The organism is Gilvimarinus algae, from assembly GCF_030518215.1.
GTDB classification, from domain to species: domain Bacteria; phylum Pseudomonadota; class Gammaproteobacteria; order Pseudomonadales; family Cellvibrionaceae; genus Gilvimarinus; species Gilvimarinus algae.
In genome coordinates this window covers 171,344-194,773 of the sequence record NZ_JAULRT010000060.1, presented here as the reverse complement: position 1 = coordinate 194,773, position 23,430 = coordinate 171,344, and the positions used below count along the sequence as shown (strand labels likewise).

The 23,430-nt window shown below is 57.8% G+C and carries 23 protein-coding genes; 10 read left to right on the top strand and 13 right to left on the bottom strand.

Features of this window, described 5'->3' with window-relative positions; genetic code table 11:
- Positions 1-7: 7 nt before the first annotated feature.
- Positions 8-1,582 carry a cation:proton antiporter domain-containing protein gene (locus QWI16_RS13520; protein WP_302713954.1) on the bottom strand — a complete coding sequence of 525 codons (1,575 nt, stop codon included), beginning with the start codon at positions 1,580-1,582 and terminating at the stop codon, positions 8-10.
- 148 nt (positions 1,583-1,730) lie between these two features.
- Here QWI16_RS13520 and sugE point away from each other — a divergent pair, with 148 nt between their 5' ends.
- From sugE to QWI16_RS13495, 5 genes are read left to right on the top strand one after another with little or no spacing between them, the layout of a single operon-like run.
- Positions 1,731-2,045, top strand: coding sequence for a quaternary ammonium compound efflux SMR transporter SugE (gene sugE / locus QWI16_RS13515; RefSeq protein WP_302713951.1), 315 nt, complete (start codon positions 1,731-1,733; stop codon positions 2,043-2,045).
- 9 nt (positions 2,046-2,054) lie between these two features.
- The gene (locus tag QWI16_RS13510; protein WP_302713949.1) at positions 2,055-2,423 is read left to right on the top strand and encodes a PH domain-containing protein; all 369 of its coding nucleotides are present in this window, start codon (positions 2,055-2,057) and stop codon (positions 2,421-2,423) included.
- A gap of 5 nt (positions 2,424-2,428) precedes the next feature.
- On the top strand, positions 2,429-2,737 hold the full coding sequence (locus QWI16_RS13505) for a hypothetical protein (protein ID WP_302713947.1): 309 nt from the start codon (positions 2,429-2,431) through the stop codon (positions 2,735-2,737).
- 25 nt (positions 2,738-2,762) lie between these two features.
- Positions 2,763-3,335 carry a porin family protein gene (locus QWI16_RS13500; RefSeq protein ID WP_302713946.1) on the top strand — a complete coding sequence of 191 codons (573 nt, stop codon included), beginning with the start codon at positions 2,763-2,765 and terminating at the stop codon, positions 3,333-3,335.
- Positions 3,335-3,520, top strand: coding sequence for a zinc ribbon domain-containing protein (locus QWI16_RS13495; protein ID WP_302713945.1), 186 nt, complete (start codon positions 3,335-3,337; stop codon positions 3,518-3,520). The genes QWI16_RS13500 and QWI16_RS13495 overlap by 1 nt, the downstream gene beginning before the upstream one ends.
- Positions 3,521-3,527: 7 nt before the next feature.
- Here QWI16_RS13495 and QWI16_RS13490 read toward each other — a convergent pair whose 3' ends face one another.
- Positions 3,528-4,076, bottom strand: a complete 549-nt coding sequence (locus QWI16_RS13490) for a glutathione peroxidase (protein WP_302713943.1) — start codon at positions 4,074-4,076, stop codon at positions 3,528-3,530.
- Positions 4,077-4,176: 100 nt separating this feature from the next.
- Here QWI16_RS13490 and QWI16_RS13485 point away from each other — a divergent pair, with 100 nt between their 5' ends.
- Entirely contained in the window at positions 4,177-4,902 is a 726-nt protein-coding gene (locus QWI16_RS13485) for a 16S rRNA (uracil(1498)-N(3))-methyltransferase (RefSeq protein ID WP_302713941.1), read from the top strand.
- A 93-nt stretch (positions 4,903-4,995) separates the two neighbouring features.
- On the opposite strand, the gene QWI16_RS13480 is transcribed toward QWI16_RS13485, so the two are convergent.
- The 9 genes from QWI16_RS13480 to pilG form a co-directional block, all read right to left on the bottom strand.
- On the bottom strand, positions 4,996-5,523 hold the full coding sequence (locus tag QWI16_RS13480) for a hypothetical protein (RefSeq protein ID WP_302713939.1): 528 nt from the start codon (positions 5,521-5,523) through the stop codon (positions 4,996-4,998).
- Positions 5,524-5,537: 14 nt separating this feature from the next.
- Positions 5,538-6,017, bottom strand: coding sequence for a chemotaxis protein CheW (locus tag QWI16_RS13475; RefSeq protein WP_302713938.1), 480 nt, complete (start codon positions 6,015-6,017; stop codon positions 5,538-5,540).
- Complete coding sequence (locus tag QWI16_RS13470; RefSeq protein WP_302713937.1) at positions 5,995-7,005, bottom strand: chemotaxis protein CheB; 1,011 nt, start codon at positions 7,003-7,005, stop codon at positions 5,995-5,997. The genes QWI16_RS13475 and QWI16_RS13470 overlap by 23 nt, the downstream gene beginning before the upstream one ends.
- Position 7,006: 1 nt before the next feature.
- Positions 7,007-13,150 carry a hybrid sensor histidine kinase/response regulator gene (locus tag QWI16_RS13465; RefSeq protein ID WP_302713935.1) on the bottom strand — a complete coding sequence of 2,048 codons (6,144 nt, stop codon included), beginning with the start codon at positions 13,148-13,150 and terminating at the stop codon, positions 7,007-7,009.
- Between the two features lie 12 nt (positions 13,151-13,162).
- Positions 13,163-14,026 carry a CheR family methyltransferase gene (locus QWI16_RS13460; RefSeq protein ID WP_302713933.1) on the bottom strand — a complete coding sequence of 288 codons (864 nt, stop codon included), beginning with the start codon at positions 14,024-14,026 and terminating at the stop codon, positions 13,163-13,165.
- Positions 14,027-14,059: 33 nt separating this feature from the next.
- Entirely contained in the window at positions 14,060-16,255 is a 2,196-nt protein-coding gene (locus QWI16_RS13455) for a methyl-accepting chemotaxis protein (protein WP_302713932.1), read from the bottom strand.
- Positions 16,256-16,373: 118 nt separating this feature from the next.
- Entirely contained in the window at positions 16,374-16,916 is a 543-nt protein-coding gene (locus QWI16_RS13450; RefSeq protein WP_302713931.1) for a chemotaxis protein CheW, read from the bottom strand.
- 57 nt (positions 16,917-16,973) lie between these two features.
- Positions 16,974-17,336, bottom strand: a complete 363-nt coding sequence (pilH, locus tag QWI16_RS13445; protein ID WP_302713929.1) for a twitching motility response regulator PilH — start codon at positions 17,334-17,336, stop codon at positions 16,974-16,976.
- A gap of 57 nt (positions 17,337-17,393) precedes the next feature.
- Positions 17,394-17,789: a twitching motility response regulator PilG gene (pilG, locus tag QWI16_RS13440; RefSeq protein WP_302713928.1), complete on the bottom strand. Its 396-nt coding sequence runs from the start codon at positions 17,787-17,789 to the stop codon at positions 17,394-17,396.
- Between the two features lie 330 nt (positions 17,790-18,119).
- Between pilG and gshB the strand changes: the two genes are divergently transcribed.
- The 4 genes from gshB to ruvX all read left to right on the top strand — a co-directional run bounded on the left by gshB (position 18,120) and on the right by ruvX (position 21,121).
- Positions 18,120-19,085: a glutathione synthase gene (gene gshB, locus QWI16_RS13435; RefSeq protein ID WP_302713926.1), complete on the top strand. Its 966-nt coding sequence runs from the start codon at positions 18,120-18,122 to the stop codon at positions 19,083-19,085.
- Positions 19,082-19,996 carry an energy transducer TonB gene (locus tag QWI16_RS13430; protein ID WP_302713924.1) on the top strand — a complete coding sequence of 305 codons (915 nt, stop codon included), beginning with the start codon at positions 19,082-19,084 and terminating at the stop codon, positions 19,994-19,996. The genes gshB and QWI16_RS13430 overlap by 4 nt, the downstream gene beginning before the upstream one ends.
- A gap of 107 nt (positions 19,997-20,103) precedes the next feature.
- On the top strand, positions 20,104-20,694 hold the full coding sequence (locus QWI16_RS13425) for a YqgE/AlgH family protein (RefSeq protein ID WP_302713922.1): 591 nt from the start codon (positions 20,104-20,106) through the stop codon (positions 20,692-20,694).
- Entirely contained in the window at positions 20,687-21,121 is a 435-nt protein-coding gene (gene ruvX / locus QWI16_RS13420) for a Holliday junction resolvase RuvX (protein WP_302713920.1), read from the top strand. Before QWI16_RS13425 ends, ruvX begins: the two co-directional genes overlap by 8 nt.
- 30 nt (positions 21,122-21,151) lie before the next feature.
- On the opposite strand, the gene QWI16_RS13415 is transcribed toward ruvX, so the two are convergent.
- Together QWI16_RS13415 and QWI16_RS13410 are read right to left on the bottom strand one after the other, a co-directional pair.
- On the bottom strand, positions 21,152-22,297 hold the full coding sequence (locus QWI16_RS13415; protein ID WP_302713918.1) for a PilT/PilU family type 4a pilus ATPase: 1,146 nt from the start codon (positions 22,295-22,297) through the stop codon (positions 21,152-21,154).
- Between the two features lie 63 nt (positions 22,298-22,360).
- Positions 22,361-23,395 carry a type IV pilus twitching motility protein PilT gene (locus tag QWI16_RS13410; RefSeq protein WP_302713917.1) on the bottom strand — a complete coding sequence of 345 codons (1,035 nt, stop codon included), beginning with the start codon at positions 23,393-23,395 and terminating at the stop codon, positions 22,361-22,363.
- Positions 23,396-23,430: the final 35 nt, after the last annotated feature.

Below are 23,430 nucleotides of genomic sequence, written 5' to 3'. Positions count from 1 at the left end.
CGCGAACTTAGCCCGCCTCTGTCACCACGCCAGCGCCGTGCTTAAGCATCCGCTCTTGCACGTGTTCGGCAAGGCCGACACCGGCCTCGGACATGGTCAGGTAAGTTTCATTGGCACCGGCCGCATTGATCTTGTCAGCCTCGTCCTGAAACAGCGTGTGCGAGGCGATAAACCCGTCAAAGCCGCGTTGGCGCAGTTGACGAACGGCAATCATCTTGGCCTCAATGTCGCTCATACTGAGGATCACAGCGCGGATGCTGTCCATTTTGAGCCCCTGCCAGAACACCTGGTCTTCGGCATCGGCAAAGAGCACATTGCGCCCCTCGCGCCGGTGGCGGTCGACCTTGCCCGGGTCCGAATCCAGAGCAATCAGCCCGGGTACCCGGTCTTTGAGCTGGTCGTAAGCTGCGGTGCCGGTACGGCCCATCCCAAAAATCAGCACTTGGGCACCGCCGAGTGAAATCGGTTGCTGGTCGGGGTGATGGATATTGCGCTCAAAGCGCATCAGGCGCCCGGAGAGTTTTTCGTAGAAGGGGTGGGCAATGCGGTTGAGCGGCGCCGAGATCACAAACGAAATCGCCACTGTCAGCGCCAGCGGTACCAGCCACTGTGGCAAGACAATGGCCGCGACAATCAGACCAAACTCACTGTAATTGGTCAGAGCCAGCGAGGAGAGAAAAGCGCTGCGAGCACGCAGTTTAAAGAGCACCAGCAGTAAGAAGAACAGCGCCCCTTTGAGCGGCAGGACGATGCTGGCGGCAGCGGCGAGAATCAGCGCGTCCATACCGGGCAGCCCGCTCATGCCAATCTGCAGAAAAAAGCCCACCAAAAACACCTCTTTGATACTCCAAAGAGAGTTCGATAGTTCCGTGGCCCGCTTGTGCTTGGCCAACAACACACCAAACGCCAGGGCTCCAAGTTCTGAGCTGAGTCCCAGAGCCTCGAAGCCGAGTCCGCCGACCACGAGCGCTAACAACAACCCCAGCAGCACCATCAACTCGTCGTGACCGCAGACATCCAACAAACGGAACAACAGCGGCCGCAACAGCGGCAAACCCAACACCAAAAGCGCCCAGGGTGAGGGAGTGGTGCCGCTGGCCAGGCTGATCACCAAAAGGGCGAGAAGATCCTGTATCACCAGAATCCCAATGGCCACCCGGCCGTGGAAAGCCCGTAGCTCGCGTTTGGAGTCGAGCACTTTGGCCGCCAGCACCGTACTGGAAAACGACAGAGCAATGCCCAACAACAGCGCCTCGTAGGCTGTCACATCGAGCAGCAGATAAACCCCCGGGCTCAGCAGAGTCACAGACAAGGCGAAATGGAGGAGCCCGCCCCCGATCACCTCGGGCTGCACCAGGTTGCGCACCCTAAGCTTGAGCCCAACGGTAAACAGCAGCAACAACACCCCGAGATGCGCCAGATGGGCGATCACCTCACCGCCGTGCTCGGGGAGGTGGACATACTGACCCAGGGCACTGATGGCAAAGCCCGCGGCCAAATAACCCACCAGCGGCGGCAGGCCCAGGCCCCGCACCAACAATCCCAGAGTAAACGCACAGGCAATCCAGATGGCTTCCAACATGAACTCAATAATTCCCTTGCTACGGCTTGAAGTTTGACGCTAACAACCCTAGATTATCATCCCAAGGCGGCATCTGCCGCATTCACGCCCTGACGGGACGACCCTTCAGGCGCAGAAACACCGGGGACGGCCCTACAAAGGTTTTCTGATGTCCTGGTTACTGTTGTTTCTCGCCGGCCTGTTTGAAATCGTTTGGGCCACTGGCCTCAAGTACGCCGAAGGCTTTACCCGCCTCTGGCCCTCGCTGGCTACCCTAGCGGCGCTGGCACTCAGCCTGAGCCTGCTGGGGCTCGCCCTACGCCAGCTGCCGTTAAGCACCGCCTACAGCGTGTGGTCGGGCATAGGCGCGCTGGGCACTGTCGTGGTGGGGGCCCTGGTGTTTGGCGAACACCTGAGCGCTTTGCGCCTCGGCTGCATTGCCCTTATACTCCTTGGCATTATTGGACTCAAACTGACCAGCTAGGCGGGGCTAATGAAAGAACTCTATTCAGCCAACCCGGTGATGTTTAAAAACAATCCCCTCGGGTTTATTGCGGCACTGATCCTCGTCCCCTTTGGCGTCGGGATTATTATCTTTTTGGTGTGGCACCTGAAAAACAAATCCTCCAAGCTGATTATCACCGACTCCGACGTGCTCTTTGAACAGGGGTTACTGAGCAAAGAGCGCTCGGAACTGACGATCAAGAGTATCCGCACGGTGAAGGTCAAACAGTCCTTCTGGAACCGGGTCTTCGGCACAGGCACAGTGGAGCTTTATACCGCTGGCGACAGCCCGGAAATCGTCGCCAAGGGGCTGCCCGATCCCAATACCGTGCGCGACATCATCAAGGCTAACGATTAATCACTATGGGTAGCGACGATCAGGACAAGCGCCAGGCGCGCAGCACGCTTATCGCCATTGTTGTCGTTCTGGTGCTGGCCATCGCTGCGACAGTGTTTATGCTGCCACTGCTGGGCGAAATGACGGACGGCGTCTTCAGCGAAGGCCTGGGCCTGAAAGATGCCGCTGTGATTGCGTTTTTCGTCACGGTTGCTCTACTGGTGGTGTTTGCCATCACCTCAGGCGACGGGCTAATCGGCGAAATCCAGTTTGTACTCGGAGGCTTTTTCTCCTTTTTTCTTGTGATCTGGCTAATGATAGCCTGGATTTTCTAACCCTCAACAAGGCTGATTACCGACTATGAAACGGACCAAGCTTTTTCCCCTACTGGTATTGCCGCTGGCCCTAGCGGCTAGCGGCGTTCAGGCCGACAACAACCGCGGCTTCTTTGCCGGCGTTGGCGCCTCTGCCATTAACGTGGATGACAGCCCCTCTTTCGACAAAGCCAACCTTTGGATGGGCGAAGTTTTTGGCGGCTATAAGTTCAACCCCTGGCTTGGCGGTGAAATTCGCTATGGCACGGGCCTGGGTGATGAGAAGCTGTATCTGGAACAACCGTTGGAAGATTTGGTGACTGCAGCCGGCGAAGAAGTGCTGATGGACATCGACAACTACACCGCCATTTACTACCGCGCTGAAGCGGTCAACCAGACCGGCCGTTTCTATGCCCTACTCGGCTACGCCGACGTGGAATTCACCATGAAAGGCGCCGGCACCAGCGCTACTCTCTCCGAAGACGATTTTTCCTGGGGTCTGGGGGCAGGGTTTATTATTCGGCCTCGTTTGAACCTGAACTTCGAATACCGCAATCTGGTGGATGTAAACGAATACCGCTTTACCACCATTACCACGTCTCTTGACTATCGCTTCTGATGGAGCCTCTGGCAGAGAAAAGCATTCACTGCCCTTTCTGCGATGCCCGGCTGACTTTATTGATTGATGAGTCAGTCGGGGCTCAGCGCTATACCGAGGACTGCCACGTCTGCTGCCAGCCTATGGACGTGATCATCACCGAAGACATGGACGGCGAGCTGAGCGTGACGGTCGAGCAGGAGTAGACGGCGCCTAAAGCGCCGCCTCTATTGCCTGGACCACCTTATCACTGTCGGGTTTGGCGCTGCTGCCAAAGTGGGTCACCTCACCAGTTTTGCCATTAATCACGTATTTGTTGAAATTCCAGCCGGGCTCCTCGGTCTCGTCCGCCAGCCACCGAAAGAGCGCATTGGCGTTGTCGCCAGTGACTTCGGTAGGTGCCAGCATAGTAAAGGTCACGCCATAGTTGGTGTAGCAAATGGTGGCAGCCTCTTCTTCTGATTTGGCCGCCTGCTTAAAGGCGTCGCTGGCAAAACCCACAACCACCAGGCCTTTGTCTTTGTATTGTTGGTGCACTGCCTCCAGCGCCTCAAATTGCGGCGTGAAACCGCAGTGGCTCGCCGTGTTTATTACCAGCGCGGATTTACCGTTCAGCAGCTCGCAGAGATTGGCGGATTCAGAGGCGTGCAGCTTGCGGTATTCGCCCTGCAAATACGCCGGACATTCCGCCGCCCATACCGAAGGGCTGATCGCGGCGGCGCAGCTCAACGCCCCCAGTATCATGACTTTTACTCTGTTCATTAGGTATCTCCTCAAATTTGTCCGATACGTCCTGCCGACGACGCTGGGTCACTTTTGCTATGATCTTACTCCGATTCAACCCGTGGTTACAGCCAAGCTTATGCGAATACCCCGCCTCTACACACCCCAACCGCTCGCCACAGGCCAGACCATTGAGCTGCGCGATGCGCCGGCCCATTACCTCAGCCGCGTGCTGCGGCTCTCCCCGGGCAGGCCCGTTATTGTGTTTAACGGCGAGGGCGGCGAGTTTTCGGGGTCTCTGGTGTCGATGGATAAAAAGTCGGTCGAGGTTCAACTGGACGAGTACAGCAGCTTCGACCGCTTACCCGAGTTGACCATCGAGCTGGCGATTGGCCTGTCGCGCGGCGAGCGCTGGGATTATGTGCTGCAAAAAGCCACAGAGCTGGGTGTGAGCCGAATTGTGCCGCTGCTCACCGAGCGCACCGAGGTTAAGCTCAAGGGCGAGCGGCTGCAGAAAAAAATCGATCACTGGCAGCAAATTTGTATCAGCGCCTGCGAGCAATGCCAACGTAATCGCCTGCCCGAAATTACCGAGGTAACTGCCTTAGAGGCCTATCTGCCCAGGGCTGTTGGCGAGCGCAAGTTTGTTCTGCATCACCGCGATAGCCAGAAACTGGCCGCGGGTTCGGCACCGGCCAGTTTGTCCTTGCTGATAGGGCCCGAGGGTGGACTAAGTGAGACCGAAATCGAGATCGCGCGCCGGGAAGATTTTGCCCCTTTGACCCTCGGCCCACGGGTACTGCGCACAGAAACCGCGCCCACCGTCGCCCTTAGCCTTGTACAGTATCTCTGGGGGGACTTCTAAAGGCTCAGGTGCTAGGTTACTTTGCGATCCAGCGGGCGCAGTGAGTATCAACACGCACAGGGGCCGGACGCCCGCCCGCCTGGTGCAAGGACTTTACTCCACCGACTCAGAGATCACCAACTCTCGGCGAGAATCGATGTAGTAAAAGTAGTATGGCCGGATGATCTGCGGATCTTCCTCCGGGCAGCTGACACCGGTATCGACACTCACCGGATCGTACTCAAGCACCAGCCGGGCGGCGTCATCATCCACTTCTTCGGCGTAGACGGTTTCCAGGCTCAGGTAGTACTCGCAGTTATTGTCTTCGCGCTCGCCGAGGTCGATCAGCGCCACCTGGCCCTGCTCAAAATCCGGTTCATTGGCCGGTAGTGTATCGGTATAGCGGTCGAGAAACAGCCAGTATTCGTCTTCATCGCGAAACACGAGCAATTGCCTCTCGCCGTCGATATCCAGCAGTGTCTGCTCGCCATCGAGCAGTTTGCGCACGCTGATGCGCTCTGGATCACCCTCGCCGGGTTCCTCGCCCGCACCAGGGCCCGGATCAAATGGCTCGTCCCGCTCCGAGCCGCAGCCCGCCAACACCAGAACAAGCCCGGCAAATAACCACCCCTGAAACCTCATACTTCTCCTTAACGTTAACCGCAAAAATCCAAGTAGGCCTGCTCAAGCCTTGCGACCGAAGGGATAATGGCTGTCTCGCCGGCCCAGCTGACGACCATTTCGTCGTAGGGGTCGCAACTCGCCCCCTGGCGCTCGGCGATTTCCTCCGGAGTCACCCGCGCCAGCCTTGGCAGCCCCTGAGTCAGCAGGGCAATAAAGCCCAGCGAATCACTCAGGCCCGTGGTATTGAGCACCGCGACCCGGCAGCGCCCGGTCAGTGCCGGCCGACCGTGGCCGTTGATCACCTCAAACGACAGTAGCGGCACAGACAGCTCACGCCAGGTGAACTCACCCAAGAGCCAATCGGGCGCGCCCTCAATAGGGGAAATCTGGCCCATAGGCACAATTTCCGCCACGGTCACGTTTGGCATCAACAGCTGCTTTTCCGCTAGCGGCACTAGCAGGCTGGCTACCTCGCGGTACTGATCGGACTCAATGTGTTGCTGAGCTCTCATGAGCTTGCGGCTCCTCATCAAAATTGGATTGTCGCAGGAAGATCTCCAGCGATTGTGCCAGATCCGCTGGCGTGCCGATACGATCCACGCAGCCGGTCTGCAAGGTTGCGGCGGGCATGGAATCCAACACACAGCTATCCGGATCCTGTACCCAAACCTGGCCACGCTGCTGCCGGATAAACCGGCAACTGGCCGAACCGTCATTACCCATGCCGGAAAACACAATTAGACCGCTGCGTTGACGATGGGTGCGGGCGAGGTTCGCCACCAGTTGATCAATCGACGGCTGATAACAACCGCCCCAGGGCTCGTCGTGAAGCACCAAGGTCGAGTTTTCCTGGATTTCCACCCGCTTGACCGGGTCGACGATGGTCACCGTGTTGGCGCCGATCACCGAGCCCTGCTTGGCGGTACCCGCCGGATAATGGCCCGCTTTGGAGATCATGTTCATCAATGCCGGGGAATAGCCCTCATTGATGTGCTGCACATACAAAAAGCCCACACCCAAATCGGGCGCCAGCGCTCTCAAAAAGTCGCTGACAGCTGACGGGCCTCCCGTGGACGCGGCCAGCACCCAGACGCTGTTGGCGGCCTTTTGGCTCTGCAGATTGACCTCACCAATCAACCGCTGCAGGCGGCTTTTCAGGCGCGCTACCCAGGCCATCCGTTCGGCCGGACCGCTGCCAAGCTCACTGCTGTCGCTCAACAGCACTGGGCTCGGCGCCGATAGCAGAGCGCTTAAAATGGCCGCACCGGGCGACAGGCGGGTGTCGTCTTCGGCATGAGTAATGTCCACCAGCCAAGCATCCAAATCGGACACCTGCTCCAGTTCGTCCAGTGACAGCACCGACATAGTCTCGGATGCGTCGGGCCCGGGTACCAGGGCGCAGTAGTCAATCCTCTGCCCCACCTGGCTAACAGCCGTTTTCAGTAGTGTCAGCTTGGCTTCACTGTCCACCAGCACACCGAGGCGCAGTGGCGCAGCCACGTCACTTTCCCTCGTGCTCTTCAATCAATTGTTCAATATTTTGCAAGAGCGCATCTTCCTGATAGGGCTTGCCCATATAGCGGTTCACGCCCAGCGCCAGCGCCCGCTCGCGGTGTTTCTCACCCGTGCGCGAGGTAATCATAATGATTGGCAGCGCTTTTAGACGCGAGCTGGTGCGAATGTTCTTTGCCACCTCAAAGCCGTCCATGCGCGGCATCTCAATATCCAGCAACATGACATCGGGGATATGATCCTGCAGCAGCAAAATGGCTTCTGCCCCGTCTTTGGCGGTGATCACATTGTAACCCTCACGCTCGAGGAAGCGGCCGGTTACCTTGCGCACAGTCACCGAGTCATCCACCACCATAACGGTTTTTTCATCTTCTTCGGTTTTCCTCTGCGCCGCCTGCGCCAGCGGCTCAAGCAAGGTAGCTTCTGCCAAGCCGAGCGCCAGTTGCTCACGAATCAGCGCGTGCAGATCGAGAATCACAACCACCGAACCATCCCCCATCACGGTCGCACCGGACACACCGCGCACCGTGCTGAACTGCACACCGAGGGTTTTCACCACGATCTCGCGGCTGCCCATCAGCTTATCCACTTGAAGGGCCACGGTATTTTCCGCACTGCGCACCAGAACCACTGGCAATGGCAGTGACTGTCCATCCAGTTTTGGCAAGGCGTCGCTGTCGAGCAGGGAGCCAAGGTAGCGCACCAAGTACTTTTCACCGGCGTACTCAAAACGGGCGTTTTCATCCTGATAGTAATGCTCAAGCTCAAAGGGGCTGACGCGGACAATACCTTCGATGGTGTTGAGTGGGATGGCATAGTGGTCGTCGCCAATCTCCACCATCAAGGCCCGGTTAACCGATACGGTAAACGGCAGGCGCACGGTAAACTCGGTGCCCTCGCCCCAGCGCGAGGCGATAAACATAGCGCCGCCGAGCTGCTTGATCTCCGAGTGCACCACATCCATGCCCACTCCGCGGCCTGAAATCTGGGTCACTTTATCGGCCGTACTGAACCCGGCGTGCAAGATAAATTGCATGACGTCTTGGTCGGACAACTGGGCGTCTGCACTCATCAGCCCGCGCTCCAAGGCTTTGGCCCGCACTTTTTCAAGGTTGATACCGCGACCGTCGTCCAGCAGGCGCAGCACCACATCGCCCCCCTCGCGCGCGAGGCTTAGGGAAATTGTGCCTGTCTCGGATTTGCCGGCGGCCCGGCGATCGTCTTTGGATTCAATGCCGTGGTCGACGGCGTTCCTAAGCATATGCTCGAGCGGCGCAATCATCCGCTCAAGCACCGAGCGATCCAGTTCACCTTCCACGTTGTCGAGCTCGAAGCTAACGTCTTTGTCGAGCTCAGTCGCGGCTTGGCGGACAATACGGCGCAAGCGTGGCACCAGGCGCGAGAAGGGCACCATGCGCGAACGCATAAGCCCCTCCTGCAAATCGGTATTGATACGCGACTGTTGCAAGAGCAGGGTTTCTGTATCGCGGTTTTTATCCGCGAGGGTGAGTCGCAAATCCAGCAAATCCGAAGCCGACTCCACCAGCGAGCGCGAGAGCTGCTGCAGGGCCGAATAGCGGTCCATCTCCAGCGGGTCAAAGTCTTCGTGTTGAGCCATTTGCTCCTGGCGGAACAAAATCTGGGCCTCGGTTTCAATATCAAGCCGGCGCAGCTGCTCCTGCAAGCGCTCAATGGTGGAGTCCATCTCATCGAGCGCCATGCCCACATCACCCACCTGCTCCTCAATTCGCGAGCGCGCGATGGAGGTTTCGCCGGCGAGGTTAACCAGCTCTTCAAGCAGTTCGGCGGAGACTTTTACCACCTCTTGCGGGCCGCTGCGTTTAGCCGCCAGATGCAGCGCCTGTGCGGCCGTTGAGGCCACCTGACCACCACCGCCGCCGGGTTGGGACTGTCCGCCACCAAAGGCCGGTTGAGGTTTGGCTTTAGGTGCAAACGGCAGAATATTGCCCGGATCAGCACTTGCGGGGGAGCCCTTGGGCGCGGAGTCTTGTGCTTGTGCTTGTGCCTTGCCTTGCTGCCCAGCGCCTTCGCTGTCGGCCGGTTGTGTCTGCTCGGTCGTAGCAGCAGGCGCCGAAGGGGCTGTGGGCGCTGAAGGCAGAGGCTGACCACTGAGTTTAGCCCGCACCACCATGACGCCGTGGTGGATGCGGTCCTGATAGCGCATCAACTCGGTAAAGGTGGGCTGATCAATTTGCTCAATGTTCATCTCGATCAGCTTGGTTTCAAATTCGTGGGTCAAGTCGCCGAGCTCGGTCAGCCCCGCCAGGCGGGCACCACCTTTAAGCGTGTGCAGACAGCGCTTGAGCTCTTCAACGCAGTCCGTATTGGACCAATCTTCCTGCCAGTCGTGCAGGGCACGCTCGATCTCTTCGTTGAGCTCGTCGGCCTCCTCCATGAAGATTTCCATGATCTCTTCATCGAGCTCGTCTTCCACTTCGACATCGGCGGCGAAGTCATCGGTGTCGGGAAGGCTTTTCCCATCATCCTGGGTATCGGCGAGTTCTGCTTCAGGCTCTTGTGGTTCGGCGGTCTCCGGTGAGCTATCAGCCGGCAGCGGATCGTAGACTATCTCTTCGCTTGCCAGCTCTGAGTCTTCAGCGCCCGGCTCACCCTCAAATTCGGCTTCGGCTTCGGCTTCGGCTTCGGCTTCGGCTTCGGCTTCGGCTTCGGCTTCGGCTTCGGCTTCGGCTTCGGCTTCGGCTTCGGCTTCGGCTTCGGCTTCGGCTTCGGCTTCGGCTAACAGGCTACGGCTCATATCGGCGCCGTCAAGCCACTGCGCCAAGGCCGCGTCTATTTCCGGCGGAATGGGCTGCAGATTCTGCCCCGCGGCAATGGCGTCCACCATATCCAGAAGCGCTGTGTGAATGCGTACCAAATCATCGCACAGCGCTTCGCTGCAAGAGAGCTCGCCGCGCAGTATGCGTTGATAAACTTGGTGGAGTTTGTCCCCGAGGCTCGCCATGGGCGGAAGATTGGCGTGGGCCGCGCCGCGGGTGAGATTTTTCAGCTCTTCCACAACCGGCAACAGCTGATCCATTTGCGCCGGGTCTTGCTTCCAGGAATCGATCAGCTGATCGGCATCGAGGAGCAGGTTCATCTCCTCTGCCATAAAAATTTCCAGCAGCTCGGGATCTACCGGGTGCTTGCCATGGATATCCGCTTCTTGCAGTTGGGCCAGAGGCGCCACATAAATTTCCCGAAGCTCAGCCACGCGCGCCAAATACTGACCCAAGCGCGGAATTTCCAACTCCCGACCGAGGCTGATGTCTTCCAGAGCGCTCTGAGTGTAGTTCACACCATCGCGCAGCAGCTGCAGGATATCGTCGTTAATATTGATTTGGTAACTGCGCAACTCTTTGACGAACTTTTCCAGCGGCGTCGCGAGCTCGGCAATAGGCGTGACTTCCGCCATGTGAGCGCTACCCTTGAGTGTGTGCAGCGCTCTTTGCATGTCGTCGCTGGGCGGCTCAAACAGCGGGCGCGACTGCTCCATACGTTCAATGTAGTCTTCGACAATTTGCAGATGCGCCAGAGCTTCGCTGCCAAAGATATCCCACAATTGACTGTCGTCATCTTCTTCATCAACGAGCAGCCCCTCCGACGGAAGGTACTCATCCACCGAAGCCGTTGGTAAGGTTTCTGTTTCGTCTGTATTCGACTCGGGCGCAGCGCCCTCTGCAGCCAGGCCGGTCAATGGCGTGAGGTCGTAAGGTGTTTCCCCGCGCGCCAGCTGCTCACCCTGCTCGCGCATCCGGGAAACCAGCTCGGGCTCGGGAGTGGGCTGCTTGCGGGCAAAAGCCTCGATCATGCCCGGCAGCAACAGCCGAACATTTTCAATAAAGGTAATATGGGCACGCTCAGGCACGATGGTGCCATCAATTACCCGGTTAAGCATGTTCTCCACTGACCAGGCCAGCTCACCGATGTCGCCGGCACCGACCATGCGGCCACTGCCCTTGAGTGTATGGAAAGCACGCCGAAATTCGGTCAAGGACTCGGCGTCTTCAAAATTCTGCGCCCAGCGCGGAAAATACTCATTAATCGTTTCCGTCACTTCGCCGGCTTCTTCGATGAAAATTTCGAGAATTTCATCATCGACCCCGTCGTCATCATCCTCGTCTACCGCAAGTTCTGGGGCCTCAGCAGCGGGGGTATCATCAGCGGTGTCTGCCACCGGCTCAAGAGCGATTTCTTCATCAACCGGCAGCTCTTCCACGGCCTCGCCTTCAGCCGCTTCGCTTAACGCAGCCGCGTAGGCATCCTGAAGTTGATCGGCGTAGTCATCGGAAGAAGGCTCCTGCGCGACTGGGGCTTCAGCGCTCTCCGCCGCCTCAATCTCGTCCGCCTGTTCAGACGCAGCCCCCTGCGGCGGCTTTTGTTGAGCGGATTGATTGCCGGAAAACTTGGTCACCGCATAGCCCAAATCGGCCACGCTTTCTTCGGCCACCATCAGCAGCAAATCATTTTCCTCTTCGCTGCTTTCACCGCCCAAACGCTCCAGGTAATACTCAACACTGGTAATGGCATCGGCCAAGGTGTCGAGCGTGGACCATTCCGGGGTCAACTCGTTTTGCTGCAACTGCTCTTCAATGTAGCGGGCACAGGCTCCGAGAATACGTGCAGGCCGCGGCAAGGGCACCATTTCCAAACTGCCGCGAATGTCTCGCAGCATTTGAGGCACATTAGCTAAGTGCTCGCGATTCCACTGCGATGCGATGTATTCGACAATCGCATCCTTTGCATGCTCAAGACCATTGCGCGATTCGCGCATGACCGACGCTTTGGCATCGGACAGGGTAATCCCGGCCTGATCTTTGACGGTTTTTCCCGGGCTCTTTCCCGCATTGGCGGCGAGGACATCAAGCTCGCCCTCAATGTCGATGATGCGGCTGGCCACCGACATAAGCTGATCGCTCGACAGTGCCGTGTCGGAGCCCGCTGCCATCTCCAGAGCAGCGCCCTGGTCGAGCACCGCGCGGCGCAATTCACCAATTCCCAACACCGCCATGGTATCGGCGACACGCTTGATAATGCCGACCGCCTCGGTCAGGGGTTGGCGGGCATCAGCTCCGGAAAGACACAGATCCAGCGCGTGCTTCACGCCCTCGAGCTCGCCTTTCAGGGCGGTGACCACTGAGCGCATCGCCTCGGGGTCGGGAGAGGCCAGCATATTGTTGTCGCTATCACCGCTTTCTTTTCCTTCAAGCAGCGCGGACTCAAGACTGTACTGATCGTAGACTTGCTTTAAAAACGAGCCGCTGTGAAAGCCCGGGGCGTGCTTGCCAGAGCGCGCCACATAATAGAGCAAATTTTTCAGCAACTCTTCGTCGGTATGGGCATTCAGTGCCTTGGTGCCGTGAACCGCCAACACCTTGATTTCGCGGTCGAGACGGCGCAGCAGATTTTTCACCGAGACGCTGGACTCCACCGCATCCATTTCCAAAGCCTCGGCGAGAGCAACGGCAATTTTCCAGACACTTTGACGCGCCGTTCCCGACGTCAGGCGGTACAACCGCTGAAATACTTTTTGCAGGTATGAGAGGTTTTCATCGGCGTTCACCGATTTAATAAAACCCGCCGCCGCGTACTGATACATTTGCCGCAGCTTTTGCACCGTTGCCTTGAACTGGGCATCGTCTTGCAATAGCTCAATGCGCTCGCCAGTGACCACTCTCGCCGGCGCCAAATCCGGCATAAACAGGTTGGTGTCCGAAAGCAGGGATTCTCCGCGCACAGTGCGCAAATCATTAAGCAGCGGCAGGACCACCAGCGGATTATCCCGGCGGGTGGACTTGACTTGATCAAGGTAGACAGGGAACTGCAAAATGGCCCGCATCAGCACTTCCGCCCCCTCTCCGGGGTTGGCAATACTGTCGTTGATCATAGCCTGGGTGAGCTGTTCCATTTCCTCGGCCAGCATGGCAGCGCCATGGAACTCCACCATGTGCAAGCTACCTCGCACCTGATGGATATGCGTCAGACAAAACCGCAGCCGGGCCTTGTCGTTGGTGTCCTGTACATAGGACTCCAGCGATTGTCTGGCTTGCTTGAGCGTCTCGGCTATTTCATGAATAACCCAGTCGAGAGCCGCAAAGTTGCGATTGTCAGCCATCTAGCGCCTTCCTCATTGTTTTTTTTGCTCGTGCCGGATATAGGCCTGGATCGTCTCGTTATTCACCCGCGTCACTTTGGGGTGTTCCCAATCCACCACCTCACCGAGGCCGATAATCAGGATGCCGCCGGGCTTGAGGCGCTCTACCAACGAATTGAGAATATCGCGGCGCAGCCAGCGGCGAAAATACACCAGCAGGTTCTGGCAGAAAATCACGTCCATTTGAACTTCCGGCATGTCGCGTATTTGCAACACATTACCGTGCGTGAAGCAGACTCTGTCGCGCAATTTGCGCACAATTTCGTAGCTGCCGTCGTTGCACACAGTGCAATAACGTTTGGCTTCTTCGGCGGTCATCTGTTCAATAGCGCGTGGCAAATAGCGGCCCAAGCGAGCTTTTGCCAGTGCCGTTGAACTGATATCCAGTGCGGTAATGCCGTAGTAGGGGTCGAGCTGCGCCAACTCAAAACAGTCGTTGACAACCATCGCCAGAGAGTAGGATTCCTCCCCGGTTGAGCAGCCTACGCTCCACAGATCGAAGCTGTCGGTCAATTGGCGATTATTGATTTTGTCTTGCAGGTAGCGGCGAACGTACTCGAAAGAGGCGCGATGACGGAAAAAACTGGTTTCTTTAACCGCTACCCGGTCGATAAGAATGGACCACTCAAGGCGCCCCTGCAAACCGTCGGTGACGAGCGAGTAATAATCGCTATAACTGTCGTACCCCAATTCGCGCATGCGAATAGACAGTTGCGATTGCAGCAGTGACTTCTGCATAGAGGTGAGCTGGATACCGGCCCGCTCCTCCAACAGCTTGCTCCACTGGCCAAACTCGCTGTCGCTGAGATCGGCAATTGTCCGCAAAGACCAGCCCATAGATCAGTCTGCCCGACGCCCTGCGGCCGTCAGTTACACCGTCTGCCGGTTGGCGGTAACATCCAGATCGTCGTCATCAATATCAATCTCCACCTCATCGCTGAGATCAACCACGTCGGACTCTTCAAGATCCACGACATCGTCGTAGTCCGGTGCTATCGATGTGCCCATAGCGGGCGTAGCCCCATAGCTCGGAGTTTCACCGCTGTCCTCTTCAGGCAGTTTGAAACCGGCAACGGATTCGCGCAGATCCATGGCCATGGCGGCGAGATTACCAATCGACTGGGCCGTAGCACTGGTACCGGCAGACGTCTGAGTGGTGATCTCCTGAATCACGTTCATCGTGTTGGAGATATGGCCCGCCGAAGAGGCTTGCTGACGGGCGGCGTTGGAGATGTTCTGAATCAATTCAGCCAAGCTGGTGGATACGTTCTCAATTTCTTCCAGAGCCACACCGGCGTCTTGCGCCAGGCGCGCTCCGCGCACCACTTCAGAGGTGGTTTGCTCCATCGAGATAACCGCCTCGTTGGTATCGTTCTGAATGGTTTTTACCAGCGCTTCAATCTGCTTGGTGGCAGCGGCCGAGCGTTCCGCAAGGCGCTGCACCTCATCCGCAACCACCGCGAAGCCGCGGCCCGCGTCACCGGCCATAGAGGCCTGAATCGCGGCGTTAAGGGCGAGGATGTTGGTCTGGTCAGCAATGTCGTTAATCAGCGATACGATGTCACCAATTTCCTGTGACGATTCACCCAGTCGCTTAATCCGCTTCGAGGTGTCCTGAATCTGTTCGCGAATCGTATCCATACCGTGGATGGTGTTCTGTACCACCTTGGCGCCGTTGCTGGCGATGGATACCGCTCGTTCCGCTACCGCCGCCGATTCGGAGGCGTTGGCCGATACCTGATCAATGGTCACGGCCATTTCGTTAACAGCCGCCGACGCGCCGGCAATTTCCTGTGCCTGATGCTCAGAGGCCTCAGCCAGGTGCAGAGCGGTTTGCTGGGTTTCCTGGGCGGCAGCCGATACATTTACTGCCGTATCGTTGATTCGCGCCACCAGAATCCGCAGCTGGTCAATGGTGTAGTTAATAGAGTCGGCAATGGCACCGGTGAAGTCCTCGGTTACCGTGGCGGTGGTGGTCAAGTCACCGTCAGCGAGGTCGGCCAGTTCGTCCAGCAGTCGCAAAATAGCCGTCTGGTTGCGCTCGTTGGTTTCGGCTGTCACAGCCAGGCGGCGACGAGTACCGAGGAACACCAACACACCAATCACACCCACGCAGAGCACCGCTGCGGCTACCAAACCGAGCCATACGGCATCGTTCATTGGGCGCTCGGTTTCGAGCGAGGCAATAGTGTCGGTGATATCACTCAGCGCTTGCAGCAGCTGCGGCGCCAGGTCGAGAATGGTCTCTTCGGCCAGACGCGATTCAAACAGCGCCGGGGCCCCTTCGAAAATGGTTTGTACTGAACCACTGACGGTTTCAAACAAAGTGGCAATTTCTTCGAGACTGGCACGCGCGTCGGGGTCGGTTACCCGCGAGATGCCAATCATTTCATCGCCCTGCTGCATCGCGTTAAGTACACGACCATAGATGTTGGCGTCGCGGTTAAACTGGTCAGCAACCTTGGTGGCATCTTCATCACCACCGCGGAGCATTTTATCCACGTTTCGACCGATACGCTCGGCGCGCCAGGATTGCATTTGCGCTTGGGACACTTGCTCGGCGGGGGCCTCACTCTCTAGCAGAATTTCCACAATGATATTGTGCTGGGACTGCAGAGTGGGTAGGTTATCGTTCAGCTCGTTACCCACCCGGTTCAGGAAGACGATGTTTTCCTGGTTTTCAAGAATGGTCTCGGCATTGCCTTTTAGCTGAGCCCAGAGACTACCGTAATCACCGAACTCTTCGGTCAGTACCGTGCGGGTTTTGGGGTCGGCCGTACGCAGAGTTTCCCAAGTGGCGGACATGGTATCCACCACCGAGGACAGTTCGGTAAACGCCTCTTCGTTACCGGCGGTGGCATCGCGCGCGAGCGATGTGAGCCGGAATGCCTGGGCCCGCAATTCCGCGGTCTGTTGCAGGTAGCGCTGATCGTTGTCAGCGTTGCGTTGGACGATGGTAAACACGACGGCCGCCGCGATCAAAAAGATCACGAAGAGCACGCCGGCTAGAACAATCGCGGGATTGCTCTTAATCGTCGCAGCGATAGTTCTGGACTCAGTTTTCATTGACTCACTCCCGACCGACTTTTGTAACTTGTTGTAGGTAGATGGGCAAATGGCCGACTCGCCGAGCCTGCGACCAAAATCCCTCTTGTTCTCAATTAAATTGCGACTGCCTTGGCAGTCAGTTTTTAGCGGCGTTTATAAAACGCTGATCCTGCGCAAGTTGCGACAGGCGAAACACATTCCACTGATGCTCTTCACCGATATAGCTGCCGCGCACATAGGGCCGGATGGCCTCAACCAGATCGCCCGACTCCCCCTGAAACTCATCGGCGGGAAAGTGCTGCATACCGAACACCTGATCCACGATCAGGCCGGTGTAAAGGGTCTCAGTCTCCAGCACCAGCACCCGCCGGCGCTTGCGACCACCGACAAGGCGACCGCCGCAAAAAGCCGCCATATCAAACAGTGGCAGCAGGCGGCCGCGCACGTTGGCAACGCCGCGCACCCAGGGCTGAACGCCGGGCAAGTGGGTAAAACTGGGCACTTCCAGCATTTCGGCCACTTCGTCCATGGGCGCGACAAAGTGGCTACCCAGCAAGGTAAAGCCGACGCCGCTCCACTGCTCGCGGACGTCCAACTGTGCCGGCAGGCCGCGCGCCGCGTTGCGACTGCTTTGGGCCAGCTGGGCCAGGGCCAGGAATGCGCTCGACTGCTCTGACATAATCCGAATCCGTTGTTAGCGCTGCAGCACGACCCGCACCTCAGGTCGCCGAATGCGTTAGGCGATCACCTCGTTGATGGCATTCATCAGCACGTCGGCTGTAATCGGCTTGGCCAGATAAGCGCGCGCACCTTGGCGCATGCCCCAGACTCTGTCGGTCTGCTGGTCTTTGGTGGTAACGATAATCACCGGAATATTGGCGGTCTCTGGGGCTTTGGTCAGTTGGCGGGTCGCCTGGAAGCCGTTCAAGCCCGGCATGACAATGTCCATTAGCACCACATCGGGCAGCTCTTTTCTCGCCAGAGCCACGCCCTCTTCCCCGTTGGGTGCTGTGAGTACGGCGTGGCCGCTCTTCTCCAGCATGGTGGTCAGTTTATAAGTTTCGGTAGGCGAATCGTCGATGATAAGTACTCTGGCCATAGGATCCCCAAATGTCTCAGTCTATCAAGCAATTATTAAAATTTTTACGGGTCCCGATCAGGACGCCTGAGCCTGTTTTACGTGCTCTTCAATGGCCCCCAGCAACTCGCTTTTGCTGAACGGCTTGGTCAAATACTGATCCGACCCCACAATCCGGCCTTTGGCCTTATCAAACAGGCCATCTTTACTGGAGAGCATGATCACCGGGGTGGACTTGAATTCGGTGTTGTTTTTAATCAGGGCGCAGGTCTGGTAGCCATCCAGGCGCGGCATCATGATGTCGACGAAGATGATGTCCGGGCGGGAGTCGGCGATTTTGGCCAAGGCATCGAAGCCATCCGTCGCGGTGATAACCGTACAACCGGCCTTTTTCAGCAGGGTTTCGGCGGTGCGACGAATAGTCTTACTGTCGTCGATCACCATTATTTTGAGACTTTCCAAGCTAACGTCCATACATGCTGACCTTTGCGCTGTTTTTTGTGTAGGAAACGCCAAAGTGCGACACGGCTCACAGTTCAGGCACCTTAATACGCATTTGGCCCGCCCGCAATAAACCCGTCGGGTTAATTTATATGACCAACTTTTAACATAGTTTTTAAGCTTTATCTATAAATGGCTGAATATATACATAAATATACGGATTTTGCAGTTTGATATTACTCCCGATTATGGCAATTGAGGGCTTGCGCGCGGCCGTGCAAGCGGATAACTTTAGCATCGCACGAGGGCTGCCCAAACAAGCCGCCCGACGCCATCCCCCAAACACAAGCCGGACGCAGTTTCATGAGCCTGACCATCGGCGTTGTGATGGACCCCATCGCAAGCATCACCTACTACAAAGACACCACCCTCGCACTCCTTCTGGCCGCCGCCGAGAGGGGCCACGACTTGGTGTATATGGAGCCGGCCGACCTCTATCTCGCACGGGATCGGGCGCGAGCCAGCGCCCGGCCGTTGAAAGTCTTCGACAGCGCTGAGTGCTGGTACGAGCTGGGAGCCCCGGAGGATATTGCGCTGGGGGAGCTGGACGTGATCCTGATGCGCAAGGACCCGCCCTTTGACACAGATTATATTTACAGCACCTACATTCTCGAGGCCGCCCAGCGCCAGGGCGCCATGGTCGTCAATGACCCCCGCAGCCTGCGCGACTGCAACGAGAAGATGTTTGCCACCCAGTTTCCCCAGTGCTGCCCGCCGATGATTGTCAGCGCCCGGATGGACCAGCTCAAGAATTTTCACAAAGAGCACGGAGACGTCATCTTTAAGCCGCTGGATGGCATGGGCGGCAGTAGCATATTCCGCTGCAAGCAAGGCGACCCCAATGTGGGTGTTATTCTTGAGACGCTCACCGGCCACGGCCGCCACCTGACCATGGCACAGAAATTCATCCCCGAAATCAGCAACGGCGACAAGCGTATTTTGGTTGTCGCCGGCGAGGCCATTCCCTACGCCCTGGCCCGTATTCCAGCCGAGGGCGAAACCCGGGGCAACCTGGCTGCCGGAGGCCGAGGGGTCGCCCAGCCACTCACCGACAAGGACCGTTGGATCGTCAGCCAGGTGGCCGACCAGCTGATCGAGCGCGGCCTTTTGTTTGTCGGCCTGGATGTTATCGGCGACTACCTGACTGAGATCAACGTCACCAGCCCCACCTGCGTGCGCGAAATCGACAAGGCCTACAATACCCGTATCGGTGCCGCCCTGATGAGCGCCATTGAAACCATGCTCAGCGAGCGGGACCAGGGCCGATGACCGCCAGCGCCAACATTGCCGTCGGCGTCGATACCAGCGTCAAAAGTGCCGACCGGCTGAGCTTTACCGTGTTTATTGCCATAGTCGCCCACGCCATGCTGATTTTCGGGCTGACCTTTACCCTGCCCCAGCCCGACGAGCTGGCACCGACGCTCGAAATTACATTGGCCAATCACCAATCAGAGCGCGCGCCCGAAGACGCCAGTTTTCTCGCCCAGCACAACCAGGAGGCGAGCGGCACCGAACTGGCCAACCAGGAGCTGACCACCGAGCGCGAGGCCGACTTCGCCGCGCCCGACGTCAATGAGGTCAACCCGGTACCGCAGATACAGGCCGCCACCCCTACGGCCGAGCAAAACACCCGCATGGTTACAACGCTCGATGCCGAGCGCAGTATTCTGCAAAATCGCGATGAAGAGCGAGAACAAAAAGAGGACGAGCGCATCGGCCTGCCGGACGAGCAGCCGCTGATCACACCGGAAATCGCCAGCCTCCAGGCCAAGCTCGACCGCCAGCGCCAGGAATACGCCAAGCGCCCGCGCATCCGCCGACTGACCTCAGTGGCCACCAAAACCGCTCCCGAGGCTCAATACCTCCTCAACTGGAGTCGCAAGGTCGAGCAGATGGGCAACGCCAACTACCCGCAACAAGCTCTGGCCCAGCGCCTGACCGGCAGCCTGCGCATGGCCGTGACCCTCAATGCCAACGGCACCATTCGCGAGCTGGAGCTATCGGAGTCGTCCGGCGTGGGGATTCTCGACGAAGCGGCCCTGCAGATTGTCCGCATGGCCGCCCCTTTTGACCCTATCCCCCCCGAGGTGCGGGAAAAGTACGATCAGCTGCAAATCATTCGCACCTGGTCATTCGAGATCGATGGTCTAACCACCAGCGCCGCTCGTAACGCTCTCTAGAGGTTGTTGACCCGTCGCGGCAAGACGGCGCCTGACAAGCAGCCAAGGCGAGCGAAACCCCACTGTTTTTACTTGAGTTTGTCTCACTCCGACCCAATACTGATGATATGACCGAACGACAGGATACGAACAACTTTGAACTCGGCTCGCTGCGCAACCAGTTCCTGATTGCCATGCCGGGCATGAGTGACCCCACCTTCGCCCACAGCGTTACTTACATCTGCGAGCACTCGGATGACGGCGCCATGGGATTGATCATCAACCTGCCCATGGAGCTCTCGCTTGGCGACATTTACGAGCAGCTGGAGCTGGCCACTGATCACGACTCCGCCCACCTGCCAGCGCTCGCCGGTGGCCCGGTGAGTGTGGAGCGGGGCTTTGTACTGCACCCGGCAGAGGACGGCCGCCAATGGCAGTCCACGCTAAAAGTCTCACCAGAGATTTACCTGACAGCGTCCAAGGACATCCTCGAAGCCATGTCCCGCGGTGAAGGCCCAAGCCACTATCTGGTAGCCCTGGGCTATGCCGGCTGGGATCAAGGCCAATTGGAGCAAGAAATTGCCGACAACGCCTGGCTGACCGTCGCAGCGGATCAGCAAATTCTCTTTCACACGCCGGCCGAGCAGCGCTGGGCCGCGGCCGCCAAGGATCTCGGCATAGACCTCAACCTGATCTCCAACACCGCCGGCCATGCCTGAGCCTCGCACCCTGCTGGCATTTGACTATGGCACCAGCCGTATTGGCGTTGCCACCGGGCAAACCGCAACCGGCAGTGCCAGTGCCCTCGGTGAGCTGCGCGCGCGCGACGGCACCCCCGATTGGAACGACATTAAAAAATTGCTGGACGAGTGGCAGCCAGAATTGGTACTGGTAGGGCTGCCACTGAATATGGATGGCAGCGACAGCGACTTTGCCCAAAGGGCGCGCAAATTTGCCAACCGCCTGCACGGTCGCTTCGGGGTGGCGATACAAATGGTGGATGAGAGGCTCAGCAGCTTTGAGGCCAAGCAAGAGCACCGGGCGGCCGGCGGCTCCGGCCACTACAAAAGTGATCCCGTCGATGCCATAGCTGCACGGCTTATTTTGGAAACCTGGTTCAGCGAGCGCTCAACCAGGAGCGAATAGCACCAGCCACCCGCTCCCCCACATCCACCGTCAAAACATCCTGCCGCCGCGACCTTTGTCTTCCTCTTCAATCGACAATGAATCCGCCGCATTCGAGAGATAGGTAGCGTCTGTTTCCGAACCGAGCTTAATCATCAAGCGCAGATCGTTAGGCGAGTCGGCGTGTGACAGCGCGTCTTCGTAGGTGATTTCGCCGTTGTCGTAGAGCGCGTAGAGCGCTTGGTCAAAGGTCTGCATGCCCAGCTCAGTAGACTTTTTCATCAGCTCTTTCAGCTCGCCCACTTCACCCTTGCGAATCAAATCCGACATCAACGGGGTATTGAGCAACACCTCGAGACACGCCCGGCGGCCCTTACCATCGGGTGTCGGAATCAACTGCTGAGCGACAATGCCCCGCAGGTTCAACGACAGGTCCATCCACAACTGGCGGTGACGGTCGGCGGGGAAAAAGTGAATGATCCGGTCCAGCGCCTGGTTGGCGTTGTTGGCGTGTAGCGTACACAAGCAAAGGTGCCCGGTCTCGGCGAAAGCGATGGCGTGCTCCATGGTTTCGCGAGAGCGCACCTCACCAATCAAAATCACATCCGGCGCCTGGCGCAGGGTGTTTTTCAGGGCGATCTCAAACGAATCGGTATCAATACCCACCTCGCGCTGGGTGATAATACAGCCCTCGTGCTGGTGGATAAATTCAATCGGGTCTTCAATAGAAATAATATGACCCTTGGAGTTGCGATTGCGGTGACCAATCATGGCCGCCAGCGAGGTGGACTTACCGGTACCTGTGGCGCCCACAAACATCACCAGGCCGCGCTTGGTCATAGCCAGATCTTTAATCACATCCGGCAGATGCAGGTCGTCAATTTTCGGAATGTTGGTTTCAATACGCCGCAGCACCATGCCGGCGAGGTTGCGCTGGTAGAAGGCGCTGGCCCGAAAACGACCAATGCCCCGGGCGCTGATGGCAAAGTTGAGTTCTTTGGCCTCCAGAAACTCTTTGCGCTGCTTTTCATTCATCACTGACAGCACCAGCTCGCGGGCTTTTTCGGGCGCAAGAGGCGTCGCCGTGGCCGGAACCACTTTACCGTGCAGTTTGATGGACGGCGGTACACCAGCCGTTATAAAAAGATCCGAAGCCCCCTTATCCACCATCAATTGCAGTAATCGATCGAAGTCCATAATTATCGCTCAGCAATAAGTTTGTCGTTTTTGTATAAAGCAAACGCCCCGCGTTCGGCGCTGTTAAAAATTTTCCGGCATCTTCGCTTTTTCGCGGGCCACTTCGCGCGACACCAGGCGCTTGGCCACCATGTCTTCCAGGCATTGATCCATGGTCTGCATGCCCACAGAGGCGCCGGTTTGAATCGCCGAGTACATCTGCGCCACCTTGTCTTCACGGATCAGGTTACGGATCGCGGGGGTGCCGCGCATAATTTCGTGCGCCGCGACACGGCCGCCACCGTTTTTCTTCAGCAGTGTCTGCGATATGACCGCCTGCAGGGACTCGGAAAGCATGGAGCGCACCATGGCCTTCTCGTTGGCGGGGAACACGTCCACCACCCGGTCAATGGTTTTGGCCGCGCTGGTGGTGTGCAGGGTACCGAACACCAAGTGCCCGGTTTCCGCCGCGGTCAGCGCCAGACGAATGGTTTCCAAGTCCCGCATCTCGCCCACCAGAATAATGTCCGGGTCTTCCCGCAGAGCCGAGCGCAGGGCCTCGGAAAAGCCGTGGGTATCGCGGTGCACTTCACGCTGGTTGACCAGACATTTTTTCGATTCGTGAACAAATTCGATGGGATCTTCAATGGTGAGAATGTGTTCGTACTTGTTGTCGTTGATGTAATCCATCATGGCCGCCAGGGTGGTGGACTTGCCCGAGCCCGTGGGTCCGGTCACCAACACCAGGCCTCGGGGCACGGCGCAGATATCGCGGAACACCTGCCCCATCCCCAGCTCCTCCATGGTCAGCACCTTGGAGGGAATGGTACGAAACACCGCGCCGGCGCCGCGGTTCTGATTAAAGGCGTTAACCCGGAAACGGGCCACCCCCGGCACTTCAAACGAGAAGTCTGTTTCCAGGAATTCCTCGAAGTCCTTGCGCTGCTTGTCATTCATGATCTCGTAGATCAAACTATGCACCTGCTTGTGCTCCATAGGCGGCAGGTTGATGCGTCTGACGTCACCGTCCACACGAATCATGGGCGGCAGGCCCGCCGAGAGGTGTAAGTCCGAGGCGCCCTGTTTGGCGCTAAAGGCGAGGAGCTCCGTGATATCCATACAGCTAAACCCTTAATCTCAATCAGTTTTTGTCG